This window comes from Candidatus Thiodiazotropha sp. CDECU1, assembly GCF_963455295.1.
GTDB lineage: Bacteria > Pseudomonadota > Gammaproteobacteria > Chromatiales > Chromatiaceae > Thiodiazotropha.
This window is the reverse complement of the sequence record NZ_OY734020.1, coordinates 4,370,906-4,392,270: the sequence shown is the minus strand read 5'-3', so window position 1 is coordinate 4,392,270 and position 21,365 is coordinate 4,370,906. Positions and strand designations below refer to the sequence as shown.

The 21,365-nt window shown below is 53.6% G+C and carries 16 protein-coding genes; 11 read left to right on the top strand and 5 right to left on the bottom strand.

All coding sequences use genetic code 11. The features are described from left to right. The first annotated feature begins 618 nt into the window (after positions 1–618). The gene (locus R2K28_RS20045) at positions 619–2,550 is read left to right on the top strand and encodes an NAD(P)-binding protein (RefSeq protein ID WP_316367261.1); all 1,932 of its coding nucleotides are present in this window, start codon (positions 619–621) and stop codon (positions 2,548–2,550) included. Positions 2,551–2,734: 184 nt separating this feature from the next. Here the strand turns inward: R2K28_RS20045 and R2K28_RS20040 are convergent, their stop codons facing one another. After that, on the bottom strand, positions 2,735–5,833 hold the full coding sequence (locus R2K28_RS20040) for an LpqB family beta-propeller domain-containing protein (protein ID WP_316367259.1): 3,099 nt from the start codon (positions 5,831–5,833) through the stop codon (positions 2,735–2,737). Between the two features lie 246 nt (positions 5,834–6,079). Beyond that, entirely contained in the window at positions 6,080–8,062 is a 1,983-nt protein-coding gene (locus tag R2K28_RS20035; RefSeq protein WP_316367257.1) for a sigma 54-interacting transcriptional regulator, read from the bottom strand. A gap of 410 nt (positions 8,063–8,472) precedes the next feature. Between R2K28_RS20035 and R2K28_RS20030 the strand changes: the two genes are divergently transcribed. The 10 genes from R2K28_RS20030 (at position 8,473) to R2K28_RS19985 (ending at position 19,077) form a co-directional block, all read left to right on the top strand. After that, a complete protein-coding gene (locus R2K28_RS20030) occupies positions 8,473–9,999 on the top strand; it encodes a CmpA/NrtA family ABC transporter substrate-binding protein (RefSeq protein WP_316367255.1) in 1,527 nt (508 codons plus the stop codon). Positions 10,000–10,066: 67 nt separating this feature from the next. Further along, a complete protein-coding gene (ntrB, locus tag R2K28_RS20025) occupies positions 10,067–10,897 on the top strand; it encodes a nitrate ABC transporter permease (protein WP_316367253.1) in 831 nt (276 codons plus the stop codon). Positions 10,898–10,905: 8 nt separating this feature from the next. Beyond that, positions 10,906–11,844 carry an ABC transporter ATP-binding protein gene (locus R2K28_RS20020; RefSeq protein WP_316367251.1) on the top strand — a complete coding sequence of 313 codons (939 nt, stop codon included), beginning with the start codon at positions 10,906–10,908 and terminating at the stop codon, positions 11,842–11,844. A 23-nt stretch (positions 11,845–11,867) separates the two neighbouring features. After that, positions 11,868–13,259 carry a CobW family GTP-binding protein gene (locus R2K28_RS20015; RefSeq protein ID WP_316367249.1) on the top strand — a complete coding sequence of 464 codons (1,392 nt, stop codon included), beginning with the start codon at positions 11,868–11,870 and terminating at the stop codon, positions 13,257–13,259. Continuing rightward, the gene (locus R2K28_RS20010; protein WP_316367248.1) at positions 13,247–14,287 is read left to right on the top strand and encodes a WD40 repeat domain-containing protein; all 1,041 of its coding nucleotides are present in this window, start codon (positions 13,247–13,249) and stop codon (positions 14,285–14,287) included. Before R2K28_RS20015 ends, R2K28_RS20010 begins: the two co-directional genes overlap by 13 nt. A gap of 40 nt (positions 14,288–14,327) precedes the next feature. Continuing rightward, positions 14,328–14,768, top strand: coding sequence for a cyanase (gene cynS, locus R2K28_RS20005; protein ID WP_116447357.1), 441 nt, complete (start codon positions 14,328–14,330; stop codon positions 14,766–14,768). Positions 14,769–14,839: 71 nt separating this feature from the next. After that, positions 14,840–15,514 (top strand): energy-coupling factor ABC transporter permease, encoded by a 675-nt coding sequence (locus R2K28_RS20000; RefSeq protein ID WP_316367246.1) that lies wholly within the window; start codon positions 14,840–14,842, stop codon positions 15,512–15,514. 205 nt (positions 15,515–15,719) lie between these two features. Then, positions 15,720–16,742 (top strand): glycosyltransferase family 2 protein, encoded by a 1,023-nt coding sequence (locus R2K28_RS19995; RefSeq protein ID WP_316367244.1) that lies wholly within the window; start codon positions 15,720–15,722, stop codon positions 16,740–16,742. Between the two features lie 18 nt (positions 16,743–16,760). Further along, entirely contained in the window at positions 16,761–17,129 is a 369-nt protein-coding gene (locus R2K28_RS19990; protein ID WP_316367242.1) for a GtrA family protein, read from the top strand. A 61-nt stretch (positions 17,130–17,190) separates the two neighbouring features. Then, positions 17,191–19,077 carry a hypothetical protein gene (locus tag R2K28_RS19985; RefSeq protein ID WP_316367241.1) on the top strand — a complete coding sequence of 629 codons (1,887 nt, stop codon included), beginning with the start codon at positions 17,191–17,193 and terminating at the stop codon, positions 19,075–19,077. Positions 19,078–19,110: 33 nt separating this feature from the next. On the opposite strand, the gene R2K28_RS19980 is transcribed toward R2K28_RS19985, so the two are convergent. The 3 genes from R2K28_RS19980 to R2K28_RS19970 form a co-directional block, all read right to left on the bottom strand. After that, positions 19,111–19,944, bottom strand: coding sequence for an OmpA family protein (locus R2K28_RS19980; RefSeq protein WP_316367239.1), 834 nt, complete (start codon positions 19,942–19,944; stop codon positions 19,111–19,113). A gap of 36 nt (positions 19,945–19,980) precedes the next feature. Further along, complete coding sequence (locus tag R2K28_RS19975) at positions 19,981–20,376, bottom strand: DUF4398 domain-containing protein (protein WP_116447429.1); 396 nt, start codon at positions 20,374–20,376, stop codon at positions 19,981–19,983. Positions 20,377–20,746: 370 nt separating this feature from the next. Continuing rightward, positions 20,747–21,331: a DUF3501 family protein gene (locus R2K28_RS19970; RefSeq protein WP_316367237.1), complete on the bottom strand. Its 585-nt coding sequence runs from the start codon at positions 21,329–21,331 to the stop codon at positions 20,747–20,749. Positions 21,332–21,365: the final 34 nt, after the last annotated feature.

Below are 21,365 nucleotides of genomic sequence, written 5' to 3'. Positions count from 1 at the left end.
ATTGCTTCATATGCAGGGTGGTAAGCCAACCATTACCCTTACAATCCATTGCGTCATGTAATCCTTATCAACTATTCCTTACTTTGATTTATAGACGTTATGCCTAAAACATGAACGACTTATATTTCGCATAATGCGTATATCGCGTCGTACAGCTGCCTTCTGTCCTAAAACTACCAGGCGGCCGCAGATGATGAGATCATAAAAATTGAGGCACGAATGGTGTGGCAGGCTTAATGGGCTTGCGCCCCCCTGTCCATGCTCCTGAACTCTGCCTATCGAGGCAGATTCTCCTACGATTTTAGCGACATTTTTTCCAATCACAAACGTATTATTCTTGGATTATTAATGAACCTAAATCCTTATAGATTTTTTTTATGAATGGATAGTTATTCCTGATTTACATCGAATTATTTCTGTCTCTGACTAGAGAAAATGTGTGGCATGAGTTGCCAATTCCACCATTAATCTAGTAAAAGGTGATCGGTTACACGTCCCCTTTAAGTCACTTTTAAAAAAAATATGCTTAACTTGATCGGGTAGACTGTGAACCAATTTCCGACGGAATTGTAGAGTGAGCAATTTAGGCAATGCGGTTATGCATGGAGTGAATGAAGAATGAGTGATACCGACCCGACATATCGACGTTATGCAGATGGTGACGACCAACCTTACGACTGGAACAGGGATGTGGTAAGCCAGGGAGAGTCTTACATCTGCCCGACCTACATCCAACGCACGCCGCCATGTCAAAACGCCTGTCCTTCAGGACACGATATTCGTGGTTGGTTATCCATTGTGCGCGGACAGGATAGACCCGAGGGCGACAAGCCCTGGCAGCAGCACGCCTTCGAGCGGATGACATTGGCCAATCCCTTCCCGTCGATCATGGGTCGCGTATGCCCGGCGCCCTGCCAGGAGGGATGTAACCGTAACAGCCTGGACGGTTGTGTCGGTATCAACTCCATTGAACAATATATTGGGGATTGGGCACGCCAGAATGATCTTGCCTTCAGCAAGCCGGAAGCCGACTCCGGAAAGCGGGTGGCCATCATCGGCGGTGGTCCCGCCGGCCTGGCAGCGGCGTTGTTTCTGCGTCGTCTCGGTCACCGGTCCACCATCTTTGAAGCACACAACGCCCTGGGGGGGCAGATGGTGTTCGGTATTCCCGGATACCGTATTCCCCGGGATGTGCTTGAACATGAGATCCAGCGTATCCTCGATGTGGGTGGTATCGATGTGAAACTGAACACCCGTGTGGGACGCGAGGTTAAGGTTGATGCGCTGGAGAAAGATTACCACGCCATCTTTTGGAGTGTCGGCACTGTGATGGGCAAGCCGCTGCGTGTCGAAGGTGGCGAGGCCCCCAACTGCGTGGACGGGATGACCTTCCTGAAGGCCTTCAACGATGGTTCTCTGAAGTATCTCGACGGTCGTATCCTGGTGATCGGCGGTGGCGACACCGCTATGGATGTGGCAGCAGTGGCCAAGCGTATCGGGGAAGTGGCCGAACTGGATGCCGCGGAGCGCCCGCAGGCCGTGTTTGACGGATCCGGCAGCCAGCGCGATGAACAGATAGCCAAGCGCAGCGATTCCGATTGCTGGTTGGTCTATCGCCGGCCCATCGCCAAGGCCCCCTGCACCAAGCATGAACTGGAGGCCTGTATCGCCGAGGGGGTTGAGGTCCATGACAGCCTGGCACCCCTTGAGGTCATGTTGGATGACCAGGGCCACGCCTTTGCCTTGAAAGTGCAACCGGTGGACTGGTCTTCCGGCAAGATGGAAGCCAATGGCGAGCCCTTCGAAATCGAGTGCAGCTTAATTGTCGCGGCCACTGGACAGACCGGTGACTACGAAGGTATCGATGATATTGCCAACGACTGGAACCAGATCGATGCCGATCGGCGCATGCAGGTGAAAGGAAAGAGCGGTCATTTCGTGGCTGGCGATGCAGTCAATCCCCACCTGCTGACGACCGCCATCGGCCAAGCCTCTATTGCAGTACAGGGCATAGACAACCATTTGCGTGGCGAAGCGGTCGGTGACCGACCTAAAGTGGAAGGACACCACTTCGATCTTCTCCAGGAGCTGGCGCAGAAAGATCTTTCACCGGAAGAGTACAATCATGGTGAGACCTGGGGCACCAACAGCGCCAAATGGTCTGTTCACAACTTCGAGAATCGCGCTGATGCAGATGTGGTGAAGACGAATGCCATGTTCACGGGGCACTTTACTTACCAGCCGCTGAATGCACGGGATGAGCTGGATGTGAATGTCACCAATGTGTTGGGAAGCATGATCGAGCGTTTCAATGGTCTCGAAGAGGAGACCGCCATCAGCGAGGCCAAGCGTTGCATGAGCTGCGGTTTCTGCTTCGAGTGTGACAACTGCGTCATCTACTGCCCGCAGGATGCCGTCTACCGCGTAGATAAGAACGAACGCGCCATGGGGCGTTACGTTGAGACCGACTATTCCAAGTGCGTCGGCTGCCATATCTGTAAGGAGGTCTGTCCCACCGGTTATATCGAAATGGGGCTGGGGCAGTACTAAATTTTAAAAATCACTTTATCAGTGCCGGCCTGGTTTGGTCCGGGCCGGACTCACAAATTATCTAATTATCATTTCTCTATTAATAGGCTGCTTTGTTTTATTTTTGCAACGGTGGGGTGCATACGACACTCTGCAGCCCTGCCTGATTAAAAGGGAATATATTCCATTTATACCCTAATTTTACTCAATCCGGTTGAATAGGTAGATTTTCACAAGTAGCTCTGTAAGGTTGGTTTGGTAAGAAATCATTCCATTCTTCTCTTGTGAGATTGCGACTAAGTTGCAGACAGCTTAGCGGTAACAAATGATCTGGGTGCCAAATCCATAATGTAAGATCATCATTAGTCGATGCTGTTGCAAGGAAACGTCCGTCAGCTGAAAAATTGATATCCTTAACATGACCAGACGTAGGAATTTCCGTAACTACTTGGCCGCTTTTTATATTCCAGATTCGGACCCCCCAATCATCGTTTATTGCGATGTATTCGCCATCAGGAGAGTTACGTATATTGCGAGCTTCTTTGACATCCTTTAAAGCGACTATTTTACCATTAGTATCAGTATCAACCACTCGAACCTTGCTGATCAGTTGAGAATTATCGTCAGCAACAAGTACACGTTTTCCGTCAGGTAAAAAGTCTAGTAATGCAATACGATGTTCTCCAAGTGCGAATTGATCAATGATTGTTCCATCAGCTAGGCTCACGAGGACCATCATATATTCAAATGGACCATAGCGGGCGGCGCCCTGTTTGCGGCTGCCTATAATTATAACCAGTCGATCTCCATCGTCGTTGATAGCCATGTTGAATATTCTTGACTCGAGTTGAATTGTATTACTTTGTCTTTCTCCAAATATGCTTCCGATCTCTACAGACGTTTGATTATTATAGGCAACTGCTAGTGTGTCAGTTTCATAGTGTAGAGCAAACGCTTCAACATCCGGATTTTCTCTGAGAGCTTCAACAATTGCAGGCTTTCCATTGGCTGGCCATACCTCTATGTGGCGAGCATCTCCCCTCGTCAAGAGGAGATGATTTAACTCTTTAACCTCACTGATTGGTGATTTCTGCGGTACAAGTGTGCCTGTACTACCCGGCTGAATCCTGAACACCTCTAAGCCTTCGGCAAGTGATTGAATGGCTAAGTATTCACCGCTCTTATCAAAGAAAAGTCTTCTAGGCTGGAAACGTCTAACCTCGGTAATTTTGGTTTTCTTCCTCGCATCCCAAAGATGAATCATATGATCATCAGTTGCTGTGGCAAAGAAATGGCCACTGGGATCAAATGTTATCAATTCGACATCATCAGAATGATTGAGTCTTGAATCTTCTAGCGGTGGATGGAGGGACCAAACTCCAATTTCACCTTGCCACCAGCTGCCCGCAGCTAACTGGCTACCGTCTGGGCTAAATTTTAATGCTTGTACAGTGCTATCCAAAAAATCCGAAATACGGTAGATTTCTCTCCCGCTGATAATTTCCCAGATGCGAACTGTTCCCGCAGCGGTCGCTGTGGCTAGTTGCCTTCCGTCTGGGGAGAAATCGATACTCTCCACGGGACCGAATTCATTTAATTTAAGCGCTTCCTGCCCATTTTCCAGATCCCAAAGACGAACTGTTCCATCTCTGCTCGCAGTGGCAAGAAAACGTCCATTAGGATGGAAAGCGATGTCGTCTATATACAGAAAGTGAGCCATTTTGGCATCGTTGGCTAAATCAGAATGCTCGAATGGGCCTATGGACTCTCTGCTTTTGAGATCCCATACAAGAGCAAAGTTCTCACTCGCAGTAGCCAGCAACTTTCCTCTCGAGTCGAACTCAACGTGGTAACCAAAGCCCTTGGTGAACATACAACCTGCATCCTCATCCTGATCAATATCCCACAAGCAAACCCGTCCACCTTCGACGATCATTGCAAGGTACCTGCCGTCTGGACTGAAATCTAGGTCATGTACCGTTGCTGAATCACCCTCGCCGAACGATTTTTGATTTGTCTCACGGCCACTAGTTACGTCCCACAGTCGAGTTGTACCATCATCGCTGCCCGTCGCCAGTAGATGCCCAGAGGGAGAAAATACAAGATCGTTTATGGGCCCATCATGGGATAGCTCTGCGAGAACTTCACCACTCTTCACTTGCACTAAATAGACACGGCCCTCCTTCCCGCCAGCGGCAAGAATTTTAGCCTCTGGATCGAAAGCAATTGCATATAAGTTTTCAGAAGAAAGCGGTTGTAGCCAGACCTGATCTCCGTCCGCTGTCCAAAGAGCAAGCGAGCCATCCTCATTGACACTAGCAAGTAGTTGACCATCGGGACTGTAAGTTAGGTCGTATACTATGGCGAATGGATCAAACGAGCCGAATCTATGGTTGAATTTAGCTGTTCGCTTCGGGGTTAATTTGAGTGCTTGTGTAAGCGCTTGTCTGGCTTCAAATGATGGATCCCTATGCATAGACTCGACCGCGAGTAGTAAACTCAGATCAATTCGTTTTGGTGTCTGTAGCCTAACCAACACGGATTGTGCCGCAAGTTGTCGTGCTAGAGATATCTCAGCCTGCCGCTCAGCCCTTTTTTGTTGAGTAATTGCTTCAGTTTCTCGTGTGAGCGCAAGGTTTCTTTGTTGACGAGCTAATTCAGCTGCGACTATTGCTGTAATAAGTAAAACGCTCAGCGAGATCACCGCCAGATTGCGCCATCTGTTTAGTTTATTGTGCTGACGAATGTCAGCTCCTATCAATTGGTCTTTTGGAACACCTCGTATCGGTGAAGCTATGCCAGCTATAGCATCCTGGAATCTTGGGTCTTTTCGATCAAATGTATATTGTATTTTAGTCCATCTGAGATCCAACCATAGTGGTTCCTGAGTAAAGTAATCTTTTAAATTTCTCGGTAGTGCGGTTGTTTCGCTCCAGTCGAAATCATTTTGATTGTTGCTCCATACAATTTCTCCGTGCGAAAGAACCAACAGTATACGTTGTTTTGGTTTATTAGCCCGCCAATAATCGATTTCCTTTTTAATCCAAGGGGAGGTTGCTGCATCTTTTGACGCAAGAAGGATGAACCATTCTGACATCTGGAGTGCTTGCTCAATTGAATGCCATAAAGCAGGGTCGGCAGAAAGGGCAGATTCATCGCGGAACACTCGCAAAGAATGAACAGGATTATTCCAATTCAGTGGCCTCCAAGAGGTGGCAAAACGTTGTAACTGTTCGCAGAGAATTCTAGATAATCTATTATCCTCTGAATGGCTGTAGGAGATAAATGCATCATATCTATCCATGGCATTATTGCCTTTATCATTAGCTAGGTAATTTATTAAATCCGGCGTATATTAAGAGGTCTTAATTGCCGATTATTTATGCCAGAATAACTGAAGAAAGGTATCTGGGATTCTACAGAAGAATATTGGTGTTCGAATTCTTAATATGATTCAAGTAAAGCTGATACAAATGCATTGTCAACAGTCAGACCTTGCAGCTGATTTATCGGATATAGATATTTTTCATCTACAAGGCCAACTGATTAGCTAAGGGTGGGATTCATTTTTTATCGTTACGTTTCTGCGTTTCGGCTTCTCTATGCCCAGACGCTTCATACGCGAAGCCAGAGTGGTGGGTTTCAACCCTAGCAGTTCCGCCGCGCCATCTTCACCGAACACTTTTCCGCCTGCCTGTTCAAGGGCCTGAATGATCATCATCCTGTCACGGGTCACACGTTCACTTTCAGTGATTAATGTCTGGCTCTTGTCTGCAGTCTGTTCAACCGATGTGGATGTTGTCACCGGACGTTGATCCGGTACCGGCAGGTCCAGACGCAGGCGGCCGGACTGGGTAACGATGACAGCCCGTTCTATGATGTTTTCCAACTCACGCACATTGCCGGGCCAGTGGTAGTTCATGAGACAGTGAATATCGCTCTGGCTGAGGTGGATGCCCCGCTTGTTGAACTTGCGGCACATGGTCTGTAGAAAGTGGCTGGCCAACAGTGAGATATCCTCAGGACGTTCACGTAGCGGGGGCAGGTGAATGGGAAATACCTGGAGGCGAAAGTAGAGGTCCTCGCGAAAGTTTTTCGCCACCACCTCTTGCGCGAGATCCTTGTTGGTGGCGGCGATGATGCGTACATCCACGTCGCGGGTCCTCTCCTCGCCGATGCGTTCATACTGACCCTCTTGCAGGACCCGGAGTAACTTGCCCTGAAGCTCCAGCGGAATTTCACCCACCTCATCGAGAAACAGGGTACCGCCATTGGCCAGCTCGAAGCGGCCTGCCCGGTCCCGGGTGGCGCCGGTGAAGGCGCCGCGTACATGACCGAAAAATTCACTCTCGAACAGGTCACGGGGGATGGCCGCGCAGTTGACCCGGATCAGCGGCCGATCGCTGCGCTCGCTGTTGACATGCATGGCCCTGGCGATCAGCTCCTTGCCGGTACCGGACTCACCGGTGATCAGGGTGGTGGAGGTGGTCGGCGCCACCTGCTGGATCTTCTGGATGACTTGGCGAATGGCGGCACTGCTGCCGATGATCTCATGGTAGTTGTATTCGGTACGGATCTCTTCCTGCAGATAGGCGTTCTCCTCTTCCAGCCGTCGCTGCAGTGACTTTACCTGTTCCAGGGCCTGACGCAGGTTGTCTTCGGCCTGCTTGCGGTCACTGATATCGCGAAAGATGATCACCGCGCCAATCAGCATGCCGTGCTCGACAATGGGGGTGCTGGTGTACTCAACCGGAAACACGCTGCCATCCTTGCGCCAGAATACCTCATCGTCCACATGATGGACTGCACCGTCATTGAAGGCGGCATAGATGGGACAGTGCTTGACCGGGTAGTGGGATCCATCGGGGTGTCTGCAGTGCACCAAATTGTGCATGTTCTTACCCACCAGTTCCTCGGCCCCATAGCCAAGCAGGCGTTCAGCTGCGGGATTGACAAAGGTGGTGATGCCATCCGCGTTGACCCCATAGATACCTTCGCCGGCGGCCTGCAGAAGCAGTTGGTTACCCTGCTCGATCTCCTGGAACAGCTGTTCGAACTTGCGCCACTCGGAGAGGCCGCGGCGTACATAGTCGTTGGCCTCTGCCTGCTTGCGCAGACCCTCCACGGCCTCCCTGTCCTGTAGGGTAACGGCCAGAACCAGACGACCCTCCAGTTCCACGGCACGGGCGTTGCACTCCACCGGCATCTCTTTCCCGCTGCGGGTTTTGCAACTCAGCTCGTTGGTCCAGCAATAACCCTGCACCATCACCGATTGGGTGAACACGATCAGGGCAGACAGTCCCCCATGAAACAGCCAACTGGGTTTGCTCCGCAGCAGGGTCTCCATTGGGAATCCCAGCAGGTCCACGGCTGCGTTGTTGGCCTCGATCATGCGGTTCTCGACCGGGTCAAAAACCAGGGTTGCCGTAGGGTGCTGATCAAAGTAGGTGTGAAATATCCGTTGTTCACTATCGCCGAAAGGCACTCCATCCTGGAGATCAGGGGTGTTTAGGTGTGTCTCCGATAGATTCATCTGAACAGGTCTCACTCTGGTTACAGAAGCTACGAATTCTCGTAGTTAGCGACTCCAAGATTTCGTGATTTACGCATATTCGTAGTTTCGCAAGTTGCCTCTATATTTTACATATACCCATATATTTCAATATGTTATGGCCGGTTACGTTGCTTGGCATGATAGCTGCAATCACTCCTGGTAAGACGGGTTGCTCTTCAAACTATACGCAGTAGCCGGCCCGTCGCCGGTTCGCACAATTTTTGTGCGGAATTAGTAGAGGTTGTGCGTCCCTGCACCAGTATCGTCCCTGTTTTGCGTTCAACAACGGGTTTGATACCCGCCTATCGATTAGAGCAGGAACCGTGCCACGCAGGTGGCTGACCGCATTGCCGACGTTTGAATCGAATCTAGTTACAAGGGGTTAAAACATGGCAAACAAGAGTCTCGGCAATCCGTATGATGCGGATACCGATCTTCAGCACGGTCCCGCGTGCAACTGCCCCATCTGTGTTTTTCAGAAGGAGCAGATCCAGAGTAATTACGAGTGCAGCGAAACCGAGTTGACCGAGCGTTTGGAGCGAGCGGTCTTCGAGGGCACTACCACATCGGAGATGCATGAGCTGGTGGGTGCGGAACAGGCCGATTTCATTAGCGACGATATGCAGCAGACGCTAGCGGAGGATCCGAATCCGCTCGAGAGCTCCGAAGATATCATGGACCGGGTCATCGAAAGCGCCGTGGTCCGCGGGATCTTCGGTCACGACGATATGGGCCGCAGGGATTTCATGCGTATGGTGGGCGGTGGCACCTTCGCTGCCATGCTCGGCAGCATGCTGCCCATGGATGATCTGAAGGCGGCGATCAAGGACAACCTGGGCAAGCCGGAGAAGAGCAAGCTCAAGGTGGGCTTTGTGCCGATCACCTGCGCCACACCCATCATCATGGCCCACCCCATGGGTTTCTATGCCAAGTACGGGCTGGATGTGGACGTGATCAAGACCGCCGGTTGGGCGGTGGCCCGGGACAAGTCCCTGGCCAAGGAGTACGACGCCAGCCATATGCTGACCCCGATGCCCCTGGCTATCACCATGGGTTCGGGTTCCACCGAGGTGCCCTTCCGCATGCCGGCGGTGGAGAACATCAATGGTCAGGCCATCGTACTGCACATGAAGCACAAGGATAAGCGTGACCCGAAAGATTGGAAGGGGTTCAAGTTCGGCGTGCCTTTCGACTATTCCATGCACAACTTCCTGTTGCGCTATTACGTGGCGGAACATGGCATCGATCCGGACAAGGATATCCAGATCCGGGTGGTACCGCCACCGGAGATGGTGGCCAACCTGCGTGCCGGCAACCTTGACGGTTACCTGTCGCCGGATCCGTTCAACCAGCGGGCGGTATGGGAGAAGGTGGGTTTCATTCATACCCTGACCAAGGATATCTGGCCGGGTCATCCCTGCTGCGCCTTCGCCTGCTCCGAGGAGTTCGCCACTACCCTGCCGAATACCTATGCGGCGTTACTCAAGTCCATCGTGGACGCCACCGCCTACTCGTCCAAGCACGAGAACCGCAAGGAGATCTCCAAGGCCATTGCGCCGAAGAACTATCTCAATCAGCCGGTACCCGTTATCGAGCAGGTGTTGACCGGTAAGTACGCGGATGGACTGGGCAAGGTGCACAACGTGCCCGACCGGATCGACTTCGATCCCTTCCCCTGGCACTCCATGGCGGTCTGGATCCTGACCCAGATGAAGCGTTGGGGTTATGTGAAGGGCGATGTGGACTACAAGAAGATCGCCGAAGAGGTCTACCTGGCCTCCGACGCGGGACGCATGATGAAGGAGCTGGGTTATGCGGTTCCGGATCATACCTATGAGTCCTATGAAATCATGGGTAAGGCATTCGATCCGGACACACCCGAAGCATACGTCCAGAGCTTCGCCATTAAACGTTAGACCATGAAGCGGGGTCGGGTGGTCACTTCCGCCCGGCCCCTTAACGAAACAGACGGAAACCGAAGTTATGCTGCAGTCCCTTAACATGCGAGCCACTGTTCTGGCGGTCTCTTTCCTGGTCGTTGTGCTCGGTATCTGGGAAATGGCCAACCAGGCACCGAAAGCAAAAGAGGCGTTGACCGAGTATGAGATCCTCATGGGCGGCGCCGATCAGGAGGCGCGCGTGCCGCCGCCATCCAAGGTCATTCGCCTGGCCGTGGAGGAGTTGTCCCATCCTTTCTACGACAAGGGTCCCAACGACAAGGGCATAGGTATCCAGCTCGGCTACTCCGTGTATCGGGTATTGTCCGGTTATTTCATGGCGGCGATTATTGCAATCCCCATCGGTTTTCTGATCGGAATGTCGCCGCTGATGCAAAAAGCAATGAATCCCTTCATCCAGGTGTTGCGGCCCATCTCACCGCTGGCCTGGATGCCGCTGGCCCTGTTTATCATCAAGGATTCGGAGGCCAGCTCCATCTTCGTCATCTTCATCTGTTCCATCTGGCCGATGTTGATCAATACCGCCTTCGGCGTGGCCAACGTGCGCAAGGATTGGCTGAATGTGGCACGTACTCATGAGTTGTCACCTATGCGCACCGCCTTTACGGTGATCCTGCCGGCCGCGGCCCCCACCATTCTCACCGGCATGCGTATCTCGATCGGTATCGCCTGGCTGGTAATCGTCGCTGCAGAGATGCTGGTGGGAGGCACCGGTATTGGTTACTACGTCTGGAATGAGTGGAACAACCTGGACCTGACTAGCGTAATTTTCTCCATCCTGATGATCGGTCTCGTCGGTATGTTGCTGGATATGGCTTTGTCCGGCGCTACCCGTCTGGTCACCTATAAGGAATAAACATACCCATGACAGCAGTACACTATTTTGTCGAGGCGGAAAACCTCAGCAAGCGTTTCAAGACCAAGGATGGAGAGTTGACGGTATTCGAGAACGCCAATTTCGGTATCAACAAGGGGGAGTTTGTCTGCATCATCGGCCACTCCGGCTGCGGCAAGTCCACCATCATGAATATCCTGGCCGGTCTCGATGGCGCCACTGAAGGCGCCCTGTTCATGGATAGCAAGGAGGTGGCCGGCCCGGCCCTGGAGCGGGGCGTGGTGTTCCAGAACTACAGCCTGCTGCCCTGGTTGAGCGCCATCAAGAATGTGATGTTCGGGGTGCGCGCCCGCTGGCCCCATTGGAGCCGTGAGAAGGTGCGCGAGCACGCCTATAAATATCTGCAGATGGTGGGGCTTGGGGATGGTTCGGAGGAGCGCAAGCCCTATGAACTCTCCGGCGGTATGCGCCAGCGGGTCTCCATTGCCCGTGCCTTCGCCATCGAACCCAAGCTGTTGCTGCTGGACGAGCCCTTCGGCGCCCTGGATGCGCTGACCCGGGGCAACATCCAGGACGAGCTGCTGAAGATCTGGAACGAGACCCATCAGACGGTATTCATGATCACTCATGACGTGGACGAGTCGATCCTGCTGGCCGACCGGGTATTGTTGATGACCAACGGCCCCTATGCGCGCATCGCCGAGTCGGTGAAGGTGGACATTCCCAGACCCCGGGATCGTACCACCATCATCCACGACCCCGGCTACTACCCGATCCGCAACCACCTGGTGGATTTCCTGGTGATGCGCTCCAAGGAGCTGGCTGGCGGTCCCGGGGCTGAGCAGCCGGGCAAGGGTGAAAATGGTAAGCCGGATGGTTATGTCAGGGTGTTTCCCGAGGATGTCAATCCGGCCCGGGATAGCGCTACGTTGCCGAGTAGAGAGGCAGCGCAGGCAGCAAACCAGTAAACCACTAACGAGAGAGATAGGGTATGACGGCTTGTCTTCAGAAAACCTGCAGCGATCACAACAGCGGTGAAGAGAGGGTACCGGACGACGGGCGTGTGCCGGTGACGGTACTGACCGGATTTCTCGGTGCCGGAAAGACCACCCTGTTGAACCGGATCCTCACCGAGCAGCACGGTAAGCGTATCGCGGTGATCGAAAACGAGTATGGCGAGATCGGTATCGATCATGAGCTGGTGGTGCAGTCCGACGAAGAGATCTTCGAGATGAACAACGGCTGTATCTGCTGCACGGTGCGGGGCGACCTGATCCGCATCCTGGGCCGCCTGATGCGCCGTAAGCACAAGTTCGATCATATTCTTATCGAAACCACCGGTATGGCCGATCCCGGCCCCGTGGCCCAGACCTTCTTCATGGACGAGGAGATGAAGGAGAAGCTGCGCCTGGATGCCATCGTCACCCTGGTGGATGCCAAGCATGTGGTGCAGCACCTGGGCGAGTCGGATGAGTGCGAGGCTCAATTGGCGTTCGCGGATGTGGTCCTGCTCAACAAGACAGACCTGGTGGACAGCAAGGAACTGCATGAACTCTCTGCCGCCATAAAGGGACGCAACCGCCTGGCGCGTATCCATCAAACCCAACATGGCGGCATCGATCTGGATCAGATATTGGGTATCCGCGCCTTTGATCTGGAGGCCAAGGTTGAGGAGATACCCTCTTTCCTGCAGGAAGAGCTGCCCTTCGAATGGTCTGGGATTTTTTCTCTGCAGGCAGGCAGCTATGAATTGAATTTTGAACCAGGGCCCGATCCCAGCATCGATGTTGTGTTGGGTGCGATCGAAGAGGATCAGAGTTTCGAGGATTGGAAAAGCGAAGGCATCCTGCTCTATTCCGGTGAAGCGGCACCCCTGGCCGAAACCGGACTCACCCCTGGGAAAGCACTCTACCGTCTGCCGGTGGATGCAACAGAGGGGGGTCGTTACCGGGTGGTGATACCCAGGTCCGGCCATTATGTGCTGTTGACTCAGCACTTGCCGGAAGAGTTCTCCATGACCCTGGCCCTGAATGGCCAGCCAGTCTCCGCCGAGAGCCGGCAAGAGTATGCCAGCCCCCACAGCCACGATGAAACAGTGGGTTCCGTGGGTCTGCACCTGGCAGGGGATCTGGATCAGGAGAAGTTCGAGAGTTGGGTGGTCTCCCTGCTGCGAACCAAGGGCCCCGACATCTTTCGCTTCAAAGGGATTCTGGCCCTGGCGGGCAAGAGCGAACGTTTCGTTTTTCAGGGGGTTCACATGCTGTTCGACGGGAAATTCGGGCGTGCCTGGAGCGGCGAGGTACGACACAACCAGTTGGTTTTCATCGGACGGGCGCTGGATCGCGCGGAACTTGAGCGTGGATTGGCCTCATGCAGGGCTTGAGCATGGCAGCCCCTGTGGCGAATAGCGCGGAGCTTGCCTGGGCGACGGCCCTGGGAGAGAGCATTGCCACTATCGCCTGGTTGCCCTCCGGTGACCTGTTGCTTAGCGGTACCGCGGATGGTGAATTGTGCGCCTACCAGACAGATGCAGAGTGGAAATACCGTATCCAGGCCCACCAACGGGGCATCACCCGGGTCTCTCCCGATCCCACCGGCAAGTGTGTCGCTACCTCTGGGGAGGATGGGGGTCTTATGTTGTGGCAGGCGGATACGGGTGAACCCCAGGAGACCCTTGCACGGGATCACGATTGGGCCGAACACCTGGCCTGGTCCAGTGACGGCAAGATGCTGGCCGGTGCCGCCGGGTCCCGGCTCTATCTTCGCGATAGGCAAGGCCATACCAGTGAATGGAATGGACACCCGGGCAGTGTGGCCGCCCTGGCCTGGGCGCCCAAGGGGCGACAGCTTGCCAGCGCCACCAACAAGGGGGTCTATCTGTGGAATGTGGGCAGCTGGCAACCGACTCAGGTATTGAGTTTCCCCGGTGCCGCTGTCTCCCTTGCCTGGAGCCACAATGGACGCGCCCTGGCGGCGGGCACCCAGGATGGCTTTCTCTACATCCGTCTGCAACTGCCCGGGTCCTCACCCCGCCAACTCAGCATGAGTGGTTATCCAGGCAAGGTGACAGCGCTGAGCTGGCATCCCAAGCGACTGCGTATCGCCACCTGTGGTGGCAGTGATGTGGTGCTCTGGGACCTGGATGCCAAGAAGGGCAATCGACACGCCACCCCCTTGCGGCGTCACAGCCATACTATAACGACGCTTGCCTACAATCAGGATGGTCAGTTGCTGGCAAGCGCGGATCGTCACGGCAGGCTCTGCATATGGGATAAGGATGGCATGGTGGCCTTCGAGATGGAGCTGGGTCATGAGATCACGGCACTGGCTTGGCAGCCAGGCGCTCAATGTTTGGCTGTAGGCAGCATCGACGGCATGTTGCGCCTGTTTATTCTGGGGGAGAAGAGCTGAGCCCCCTCCCTATTAACTAATCTAACGAAGAGGCAAGACCATGAAAAAGATTGAGATGACGGAAGCTATCATGACCGCCAAGAGCGAGGCGGGACTTGGTTGGGAGGCGATTGCGGAGAAGGTGGGTCTGGACCCTGTGTTCGTCACCTCCGCCTGCCTGGGTATGAACACGCTGGAGGCGCCCTATGCCGAGAAGCTCTGTACTGCCCTGGGGCTTTCGGATGAGGTCTCCGCCACTCTGCAACAGTTTCCTACCAAGATTTGGGATCAGACAGTGCCGACCGATCCGGTCATCTACCGCTGGTACGAGATCGTCGGTGTCTATGGCGAGACCATCAAAGAGATCATCAATGAGAAGTTTGGCGACGGCATCATGTCCGCCATCGACTTCTCCATGAGTATCGACAAGGAGGAGAATCCGGCGGGGGACCGCGTGCTGGTCAGCATGAGCGGTAAGTTCCTGCCCTACAAGAGTTGGTGAGGATTGAATTTAGAAACGTCGCCGAACTTTGTTGGGTGACCCCTGTGAGACATGACTAAGAGGTAATAGATATGCACATAGAACCAGGCGTCGTAGCCGGCGCAAAAATGGCACTTGGCTATGCGACGGCCGCAGGGGTTTTCCTGTATGCGGCAAAGCTTTCCCTGAAAACGATGAACAAGGATGGTCTCACGGCACTTGGGGTCAGGACCCTCCTGACAACATTGCTGGTGTTCAGCTTTTTTCAAATACTGCCACACTATCCGGTAGGCGTCTCCGAGGTGCATTTCATCCTTGGTTCGACCCTGTTCCTGATGTTTGGCGCCGCCCCGGCCGCCATCGGACTGGCCATGGGTCTGCTGGCCCAGGGGATCCTGTTCGCCCCTGCCGACCTGCCCCAGTACGCCATGAATGTCACCACCCTGCTGGTACCCCTGTTCATGATCGATGCACTGGCGCGGCGCATCATTCCGGCTGATACCGCCTATAAAGATGTGACCTATACACAGGCGCTCAAATTGTCGACGGCATTTCAGGCCGGCGTGGTGGCCTGGGTGGGTTTCTGGGCGACTTATGGTCAAGGGTTCGGCGCCGAGAGCCTGGCCTCGGTTGCGACCTTTAGTGCTGCCTATATGCTGGTGATTGTGGTCGAGCCGTTGGTCGACCTGGCTGTCCTTGCCGCAGCTAAATCCCTGCATAGACTCGAAGACAGCGCCATCTTCCACTCGCGCCTCTATCAGGCGTAAGCGGAGAAACCCAGTATCTTGGTCTCTATACACTGCACCGGCGGCGGTTAACTCCCAACCACTGCCGGTGCAGTTTTGGGTACGAATAAAGAGTTGGCCGGGACGGAGGCCCACGGCCCTGCAAGCTGCATTTATCACCGACTTGAGGTATCGTTAGCGGACGAAGAGCAGTTATTGCACAGATAATGAAATGGATGAAAGGTAAATGGAATCACCAGCAAGGGATTCAGTTCTATCACCCGGAGCATACTACTACCGACAAACTGCTGATGCCGATCTCAGTCCGACTGATCTTCGGCTGGCGGTAATTCTCCCCTGTTACAATGAGGAAGCTGCGATCGCGACAGTCGTTGGCGATTTTCGCCTCTCCCTGCCGGCGGCCGTGGTCTATGTCTTCGACAACAGTTCGACGGATAGGACGGCTGAAGTGGCTGAGGCAGCTGGAGCGGTGGTTCGGCGGGTTGATCTGCCGGGCAAGGGCAATGTGGCAAGGCGCATGTTCGCCGATATAGATGCCGATATCTATGTGATGGCGGACGGTGATGCGACCTATCATGCACCGAGCGCACCGCTGATGATAAGAAAACTGTTGCGGGACAACCTCGATATGGTGGTCGGTATTCGCAATCACCATCAGAGCGAGGCCTATAGAAGAGGTCACCGCTCCGGCAATCGCCTGCTTACCCGCACCATGACCAGCATCTTCGGCAGCGGCTTTACCGACATGTTGTCTGGATACCGGATCTTTAGCCGCCGTTTCGTCAAGTCGTTTCCCGCGATGTCAAAGGGTTTTGAGATAGAGACAGAGCTCACCATCCATGCCCTCGAGTTGCGTATGCCTTGCGGTGAATTGAGTACCCCCTATGGTATCAGGCCGCTAGAGTCGGAAAGCAAGCTTCGCACCTATGCCGATGGTTTTCGTATTCTTAAAACCATTGTCAAGCTGTTCGCTGTAGAGCGTCCGTTTAGGTTTTACGGCCTGGCTGCGTTGATGTTTATTTTGACCTCAGTTGCCCTCGCCGTGCCGTTAGCGATCACTTATGCCGACTCCGGCTTGGTGCCTAGGTTTCCGACGGCCATTCTGAGTACCGGCCTGTCGGTAACAGGCGTGATCTGTTTGATTACCGGGATCATCCTGGAAACGGTCACCATAGGCAGGCGGGAGATAAAGCAGCTGCACTATCTCTCCATACCCTCTGTTTCCAGGTCGAAGCGAGATGAAAACTAGGCGATGAAGCAGATTGGCATGTTCGCAGTAGCCGGAAGCGTGGGCTATCTGGTCGATGTCGTCGTTCTGTTGCTGTCCAACCTTTTAGTGGGTCCCCATCTGGGGCGCCTCTTCTCCTTCAGTGCGGCGGTGGTCGCGACCTGGCTCATAAACAGGAAACACACCTTTACCAATTATAGGGAATTATCATTGATAACTGAGTTTTCACGCTACTTTACAACCGCCCTGGGTGGCGGGGTTGTCAATCTTTTGATCTACTTCACGCTGGTAAATCTACTCGACCTCACAACTTTGTGGCTGCCTGTCGCGGTGGCGGCCGGTGCCCTCGCAGGCATGCTTGTCAATTTCATGCTGGCGAAGCATTTCGTCTTTACCTACCCGAAATAGTGCTTGCATGCAAAGCCTGGCAAAAGTCGATTTCGGTAAAATAGATTCGGCAACAATCAAAATGATCACAATTGTTGTGGTTCTGTCTGCCGTAATGTTTGTCCTCTACGCCAGTTACCCAGGCTATTTGAATCCAGATTCCATCAATCAACTCACGCAAATTCATACAGGTAAATTCAGCGACTGGCATGCGCCTTTCTCCACTTTGGTGTGGTCATTGATTCATGCCCTGATTCCCGGTCCGTTCGGCTTTGTCATCTTGGTCAATGTGTTGATATGGGGGAGTATTGCTGTACTGACGACTCTCTACGCTCGGCGCATCGGTATTTTCTCGCTCGCTATCCTGGTTGTCCCGTTGCTGCCGGGCGCATTCAATATGCTGGGCAATGTGCACAAGGATGTACTGCTGGTAGGATGGCTGCTGGCGGCGGGGGTGTTCGGTTTTCTTGCAAACCGGGATAGCGTGACCCGCGGTAAAAAGATTATCTTTCTTGTTGTCTCCAATCTGTTGGTGCTGGCCGCCTTTCTGACCCGGTTAAATGCCGTTTTCGCCATCATACCCTTGCTGCTCTATATCAATCATGGATTGGGATGGCGGCGTAACATACTTGCCGGTGTAGTGGTGCTTCTGTTGATGCCAACGCTCAATTCCACGCTCTTGACATTGACCCGGGCCGATAGATTGCATCCAGGCGACAGTATCAAAACATATCAGTTGCTCGGTCTCTCCTATGTGGTGGGCAGAAATCTTCTTCCTGGCGAGTGGAGCGACGATCAGGCGAGAAGAATAGTCGAGTCGTGCTATACGCCGATACAGTGGGATACGGCCGCGCTTTGGGGTAAGTGCGGTTTTATACACAATGAGCTTTTGCGCCAGAAAATCTGGGGTTCAGCCAGCTTGACCAAGGTATGGATAAGCGAGGTGCTGGAAAACCCGCTCGCCCTGTTTTCTGTGGTCTCAGCCAGCTTCCACAAAAGTATCAGCGATCCAAACTCCCGCGCCATGTTCTATAAACCGGGAGAGAGCAAGCTGTTCCATTGGGAAGTCGAAACCGATCCTTCCAGGTTGGCAACGGTCATTGTGCAGAGTTATGTAACCTCAAAGATCAATGACCTGCTTGGCAGACCGCTGCTATTCGCGGTTATAGCTATATCTGGTCTTTCACTGTTGATATTCAGGCGCACGACAATAGACGGCAGCGGCCTCTTTGCAATGGCGCTATTGTGTTCCGGCCTGGTCAACATTCTAAGCTACTTCTTGGTGACGGTTTCTGCTGAGTATCGCTATTTCTACTGGTCAGGTTTCTCGATATACCTCGGTATGGTGATAGCTGTTTTTACTTTGGTTGTTGCAAATAGGGAAGGCCGTATCATCTCTATTGGCAACTGGACAACTAAAGCTGTAATTGCGTTGCTTGGTATAAGCGTCGGCCTGCTGGCGGCATCCAGCTCCTTGCCGCCGATCGATCGTCAACTGAGCTTGACTCCAATGGATGAAAAAATGGTCACAGTAAAGGGCCTGCAAAGCGCTTCGAAACCCCGCTGGATGGGAATCAATCTGGATGGCGAACTGTCGCCCCATGGTTGGCAAACGGACGGAGAGGGACGGCTCAAAGGGAATAGCAGTCATGGTGTGCTGATAGCTAGCGTGCCGACCCATGGTTTGGCGCTAGAGGTCGTGCTTGTCACGGGCGAAGATAAGGGCAGGGTGTTGATCGAGTCAGAGGGGTTCAGAGAGGTTGTGGATCTCTCATCAACCAGGGTGAAGGATAGCGTGGTGACAATCCGGCCAACCCAGGCTTATCGCTTAAAAAACAACCACTCCCTATGGTTCGCGCCGTTGATGGCGCTCTTCTATTGCCTTTTAACAATGGCGTTTCTGTTCTGGTTGGATTCCCGATACAGGCAAGATCCAAGGAGGACGGGTGCGGTTAAACCGCACCCGTAAATTGGATCACTGGCTGTGACAGGGTCGCTTCGCTCAATCGCGTATCACAATCTCCACCCGGCGATTCTTCAGTCGCCCCGCACTGGTACTGTTGTCGGTGATGGGATGGGTCTCGCCAAGCCCCATGGTATCGATGCGTGATCCGTCGACCCCGGCCTGCATCAAGGCGTTCTTCACCGAGAGTGCGCGCCGCTCGGACAGGTTCTGGTTATACTCATCCGTGCCCACATTGTCGGTGTGTCCCTCCACCAGCAGGGTCTTGTCCGGATATTCGGCAAGAAAAGAGGCGAGTTTGTCGATGGTGGTCATAGCCCCCGGCAGGAGTTCGGTCTTGCCGGTGGAGAAGAGCACGTCGCCCAGGGTCAGGACGATTCCGCGCTCGGTCTTCATCGCCTGCAGATCTTCGAGCTCCTTGCGCAGCGCTTCCGCTTTGGCCAGGGCGTTCTCCCGCTCCATGAGGGCGGCCTCCTTCTCCCGCAGCGCCTCGGTCTTTGCCTGCTGCTCGAGTTGAATCTCGATCTCCCTTGCCCGCAGCCGCTCCTTGTCTTTGATTTCACCCAGCTCGGTGAGTCTTGCGGAAGCGGCCTTGCGCGCGGCAACCGATTTGGCGATGTCGATGCGGGTCTTGCCCACGTAGGCCAGCGAGGTCATATCCTCTTCATTTTCCGCTGCCGCCGCCCGGGTAAGGGCCAGATTGGCCCGATCCAATTCTGCGGGTGCGTAGCGCAGCAGATGCTCCTTCTGCTTGGCGTCTGCATAGCTCTGCTCGGCATCGAGCAGGGCCTGGTTTTTCGGCAGGGTGCCGCAGGCGGTAAAGAGTAGTGCCAGAGATGTGGCGGTGAACAAGTTGATCATTGTTCGAGACATTGTAGATCTCCCCTAATCATTGGGTTTGCTTATGGTTTACCGGCTCCTGGCCCGCATGATCTCTTCACGCAACACCTGAATGCTGTTTTCCAGCTCTTTGACGGCCTTTTCCGCCTCACTCTTTGCCGCGACTGCCTGGGCCAGCTCTGCGTCGGCCTGGGCCTCCTCAGCCAGTCGTTTTGCCTCTTCGTACTCCTCCTTGGCAATCGCGGTTTCGGCACGCTTCAGCTTCTGTTTGGCCCGATCGATAGCAACCGGGGCGTGCCTCGTGGTCTCTTCATTTTCTGCCGCCACCAGGGATGTCTTGGCGGCCGCCATCTCCGCAACCGGCTCGGGGGTTGAACTGCAGCCAATGAGCGCGGTGAAGATGAGTGCGCTGAAAATGGGTAGTGTGGGTGTACGCCAAAGTCGGGAGGTGTGATCGATCATCATGACAATGTTCCTTTATTGGTATATGTGGCAGTCCAGCGTGCGAATATACATGTTGGATAGGGATGATTATTAAAGTGAATGACCGCTTCGTCAACCTATGTTGTGCGTGGCAGTGAGGGATGTGATGCTGTACTGCACACGATTCGGCAAGGTATGTGTCTTGGATCGATATCAGTCGTCTGCTATGGCCATAGGGGCTGACGGTGTAATAAGTCAGCGGAATAGTGGTTTTTTGGCTCTCTCGCCGAGATGCCGGTTGGCCTTTTTGGTTTAAAGATTTAACGAATATTAACGATGCGCTGGTGGAATAACCACGATGTCAGGGCGCCTATCAGGGGCCCTGACACGGGGTATGTACAATTCTAACCTGTCACTGAAGATCGTTTATCAACGACTCCCGGATACTGGCTTCAATGGTGTCGACCGAATAGTTGTAGTTGGGATGATCTATACCTGCGGCTAGGGCTGAACCACTCTTCAGGGCATTGATCATAGGCTGGGTCAGTTCAAAGCGGAGAAAATGCACTGCTGATGTTTTGTCTTCAGTGCTGCGTTCCAGGTCCTCGTTGGCGATGGGCCTGACCTTGCCAAAATCGGCGACCTGCACCCAGATGGCCTGCTCGATACCGATCAGCTTGGCCAGTGCCTCCTTGCGTTCGTCCACATCGTGATACTCCATCATGAAAGTCGCTTTCCAGTTCATACCGTCCGGAATCAGTGGGTTGTAGACGTCGAGCTCATCCTGGATGCCTTGCTGTTCAAATATCCGCTCGATCCGCAGCATCTCCTGAATCTGATACTGCATGGTCAGTTCATCCTCGAAATAGAGGGCGGCGTTCGGACCGATGGCAAGGCGTCGATTCTTCTTATGGTCTATCACCTTGGCCCTGAATTCCTGGCGAATCCGTGCGTACTCCTCGAGACTGTAGAGGTCGCTGTGTGAAAGGTGGGTCATTGATCTCTCCTAATATAATTCTCAATATCGCAAC